Origin of the sequence: Citrobacter sp., assembly GCF_050252275.1 — a bacterium.
Lineage (GTDB): Bacteria > Pseudomonadota > Gammaproteobacteria > Enterobacterales > Enterobacteriaceae > Citrobacter_A > Citrobacter_A amalonaticus.
Map to the genome: position 1 here is coordinate 1 of NZ_JBFWLF010000356.1, position 4,213 is coordinate 4,213.

Below are 4,213 nucleotides of genomic sequence, written 5' to 3' on the forward strand. Positions count from 1 at the left end.
TTTCTGGTTCAGCGCTGAACTTGCCAGCGAAAGCGAGCAGCCGTCTGCGGATCAGCGCTATATCAGCTCTGAGGAAATTGCCGCACTGGAAGCGGCTATCGACACCGCGATGGGACGCGTCGCCCCCTTGCGCAGTTTCATTTTGCCTGGCCGTTGCGAAGCCGCAAGCCACCTGCATTTTGCCCGCACTCTGGCGCGCCGGGCCGAACGCCGTCTGGTGGAACTCGCGGCCGAGGTCACCGTCAGGCATGTGCTGATGCGCTATATCAACCGCCTGTCAGACTGCTTGTATGCACTGGCGCGCGCGGAAGATCACGACGCCCATCAGGACACCATTATCCGGGAAGTGACGAAGCGCTATCTGGCAGCGGGTCACGCCCCTGTCAAAAAGGAATCTACGATGTCGCTTTCCTTTGGCGATCTTCACCAGTTAACACGCGCCGCCGTTGAGCGGGCGCAAGCCTTAAACGTCCCGGTGGTCGTCAGCATTGTTGATGCTAACGGCACCGAAGCCGTCACCTGGCGGATGCCGGATGCCCTGCTGGTCAGCAGTGAACTGGCGCCGAAAAAAGCCTGGACCGCGGTGGCGATGAAAACCGCGACGCACGAACTTGCGTCAGTAGTTCAGCCCGGCGCGCCGCTATACGGGCTGGAAAGTCATATGCAGGGAAAAGTCGTCACTTTTGGCGGCGGCTACGCGCTATGGCGTGATGGATTGCTTATTGGGGGTCTTGGTATCAGCGGTGGAAGCGTTGAACAGGACATGGACATTGCACAGGCTGCCATTGCGGCAATAAACGTGAGAACACATCAATGAATACGACCGAACTGGAAACCCTCATCCGCACTATTCTGAGCGAGCAACTGGCTCCCGCAAAAACTGAAATCAAAGGGAACGGCATCTTTCAGTCTGTTGGTGAAGCTGTCGATGCTGCCCACCAGGCGTTCTTGCGTTATCAGCAATCACCACTAAAAACGCGCAGCGCCATTATTAGCGCTATTCGTGAAGAGCTGGCGCCACAACTGGCTACGCTGGCGGCAGAGAGCGCTGCGGAAACCGGAATGGGTAACAAAGAGGACAAATTCCTCAAAAACAAAGCGGCGCTGGACAATACGCCGGGTATTGAAGATCTGACCACCACGGCACTCACTGGCGACGGGGGCATGGTGCTGTTTGAGTATTCGCCGTTCGGCGTGATTGGTTCCGTTGCGCCCAGCACTAACCCGACAGAAACCATTATTAACAACAGCATCAGCATGCTGGCGGCGGGCAACAGCGTCTATTTCAGCCCGCATCCGGGTGCTAAGGCCGTGTCACTGAAACTTATCGCCATGATTGAAGATATTGCGTTTCGTCGCTGCGGCATTCGCAATCTGGTGGTGACCGTTGCCGAACCGACGTTTGAAGCCACCCAGCAGATGATGGCGCACCCGAAAATTGCCGTGCTGGCGATTACCGGCGGTCCGGGCATTGTGGCAATGGGTATGAAGAGCGGAAAAAAAGTGATTGGTGCAGGCGCGGGGAATCCTCCTTGCATCGTCGATGAGACGGCCGATCTGGTGAAAGCAGCGGAAGATATTATCAACGGCGCGTCGTTTGACTACAACCTGCCGTGCATCGCGGAAAAAAGCCTGATAGTGGTGGAATCCGTCGCTGAACAACTGATTCAGCAGATGCAAAGTTTCGGCGCGCTGTTGTTAAGTCCAGCCGAGACAGAGAAGCTGCGTGCAACCTGTCTGCCAGAGGGTGTAGCCAATAAAAAACTGGTCGGTAAAAGCCCTTGCGCTATGCTTGAAGCCGCCGGTATTCCGCTCCCGGCAAAAGCGCCACGCCTGCTGATTGGCGTCGTCAGCGCCGACGACAGTTGGGTAACCAGCGAGCAGTTAATGCCGATGCTGCCCGTGGTGAAGGTGAAAGATTTTGACGCCGCGTTGTCGCTGGCGCTGAAAGTGGAAGAAGGATTACACCACACCGCCATTATGCATTCGCAGAATGTCTCTCGCCTGAACCTTGCGGCGCGAACGCTGCAGACCTCCATTTTCGTTAAAAACGGCCCCTCCTATGCGGGGATTGGCGTCGGCGGCGAAGGGTTTACCACCTTCACCATCGCCACGCCGACGGGTGAAGGGACAACATCGGCACGCACGTTTGCCCGCTCCCGTCGCTGTGTGCTGACTAACGGTTTCTCAATCCGCTAATGAGGTTGTGATGAATACTTTTTCACTACAAACCCGTTTGTACAGCGGCCCTGGAAGCCTGAAAGTGCTTGGCCGCTTTACGAACAAGCACATCTGGATTATCTGCGATGGTTTTCTCGCCCGTTCGCCGCTGATTGATACGCTTCGCGAGGCGATACCGGCAGATAACCGGATCAGCGTCTTCAGTGAGATTACGCCCGACCCCACTATCGGAACCGTCGTTCAGGGGATTGCACAAATGCAGTCCCTGCGCCCCGACGTGGTGATTGGTTTCGGCGGCGGCTCCGCGCTGGATGCTGCGAAAGCCATTGTCTGGTTCAGTCGTCAATTTGATATTGATATTGAAACCTGTGTGGCGATCCCAACCACCAGCGGAACCGGATCGGAAGTGACCAGCGCTTGCGTGATAAGCGATCCGGAGAAAGGCATTAAATATCCGCTGTTCAATAACGCGCTCTACCCGGACATGGCGATCCTTGATCCGATGCTGGTCGTCAGCGTCCCACCCGCCATTACCGCCAATACCGGAATGGATGTGTTGACGCACGCGCTGGAAGCCTATGTGTCCACGCGCGCCAGTGACTTTACCGACGCACTCGCGGAAAAAGCCGCTCAAATAGTCTTTCAGTATCTGCCTGTCGCGGTACGTAAAGGCGACTGCCTCGCTACACGCGGCAAAATGCACAACGCCTCTACGCTGGCAGGGATGGCCTTCAGCCAGGCAGGACTGGGGCTGAACCACGCCATCGCCCACCAATTAGGAGGTCAGTTCCATTTACCACACGGTCTGGCGAATGCCCTGCTGCTGGCGTCGGTGATCCGCTTCAACGCGCACGATCCGCGAGCGGCTAAACGTTACGCCCGGTTCGCGAAGGCCTGTCATTTATGTACTGACAGCGCCAATGAAACGGCGAGCGTGAACGCGCTGGTGCAGCACATCGAGCAACTGAAAAAAGCGTGTGCTATCCCAACCCTTGCCGTGGCGCTTAAAGAACAAAAACAGAACTGGTCAGCGCGCATTCCGGCAATGGTTCAAGCCGCGCTGGCAGACGTGACGCTGAAAACCAACCCCAGAGCGGCGGATGTCGGGGCCATTCAGGAACTGCTTGAGGAATTGTTATGAATACCGTCCTGAATGATAAACCAGACGCCCTGGATGCGCCGACGCTCGTTGAACGCGTTCGTGCGGCAGGCATTGTGGGGGCTGGTGGTGCCGGTTTTCCGACGTATGTCAAACTCCAGGCTCAGGTGGAAATTTTTCTCGTCAATGCAGCCGAATGCGAGCCGATGCTGAAAGTCGATCAGCAACTCATGGCGCAGCAGGCAGCGCGTCTGATTCGCGGCGTACAGTATGCAATGAAGGCCACCGGCGCCCGCGAAGGGATTATCGCCCTGAAAGAGAAGTACCAGCCAGCGATTACCGCCCTGACGCCGCTTTTACCTCCGGCGATCAGACTGCACATTCTGCCTGATGTTTATCCGGCAGGCGATGAAGTGCTGACCATCTGGATGGCGACGGGTCGCCGCGTTCCCCCCGCTGCGCTGCCGGTCAGCGTGGGCGTGGTGGTCAATAACGTACAAACCGTACTGAATATCGCCCGCGCGGTCGAACAGCACTATCCGGTGACGCGCCGCACGCTCACTATCAACGGTGCCGTTGCTCGTCCACAAACCGTGACCGTCCCCATCGGTATGTCCTTACGCGACGTGCTGGAGATGGCTGGCGGCGCGACCATCGACGATCCCGGTTTTATCAACGGCGGACCGATGATGGGAAGCCTGGTGACGTCACTGGACGCGCCGGTCACGAAAACCACCGGCGGACTGCTGGTTTTGCCGAAAACACATCCACTGATTCAGCGACGTATGCAGGATGAGCGCACCGTGCTGTCGGTGGCGAGAACAGTCTGTGAACAGTGTCGCCTGTGTACCGATCTCTGCCCGAGGCATCTCATCGGTCACGAGCTCTCTCCGCATCTGCTGGTGCGCGCAGTCAATTTCCATCAGGCCGCCA

At 57.3% G+C, this 4,213-nt stretch carries 4 protein-coding genes; all 4 read left to right on the forward strand.

Going from position 1 to position 4,213, the window contains the following annotated elements; all coding sequences use genetic code 11:
- The coding region (pduO, locus tag AB7E14_RS21355; RefSeq protein ID WP_428169921.1) for a two-domain cob(I)yrinic acid a,c-diamide adenosyltransferase PduO at positions 1-817 on the forward strand (817 nt) is incomplete at its 5' end.
- Positions 814-2,199 carry a CoA-acylating propionaldehyde dehydrogenase PduP gene (gene pduP, locus AB7E14_RS21360; protein WP_044267059.1) on the forward strand — a complete coding sequence of 462 codons (1,386 nt, stop codon included), beginning with the start codon at positions 814-816 and terminating at the stop codon, positions 2,197-2,199. The genes pduO and pduP, both read left to right, overlap by 4 nt.
- 10 nt (positions 2,200-2,209) lie before the next feature.
- Positions 2,210-3,322 (forward strand): 1-propanol dehydrogenase PduQ, encoded by a 1,113-nt coding sequence (locus tag AB7E14_RS21365; RefSeq protein ID WP_044257564.1) that lies wholly within the window; start codon positions 2,210-2,212, stop codon positions 3,320-3,322.
- On the forward strand, positions 3,319-4,213 hold an 895-nt coding region (locus AB7E14_RS21370; RefSeq protein WP_428169922.1), incomplete at its 3' end, for an SLBB domain-containing protein. The genes AB7E14_RS21365 and AB7E14_RS21370, both read left to right, overlap by 4 nt.

Excerpts from the sequence above, each read along its gene's own strand:
- pduP (WP_044267059.1), top strand. The coding sequence starts at position 814 with ATGAATACGACCGAACTGGAAACCCTCATCCGCACTATTCTGAGCGAG.
- AB7E14_RS21365 (WP_044257564.1), top strand. The coding sequence starts at position 2,210 with ATGAATACTTTTTCACTACAAACCCGTTTGTACAGCGGCCCTGGAAGC.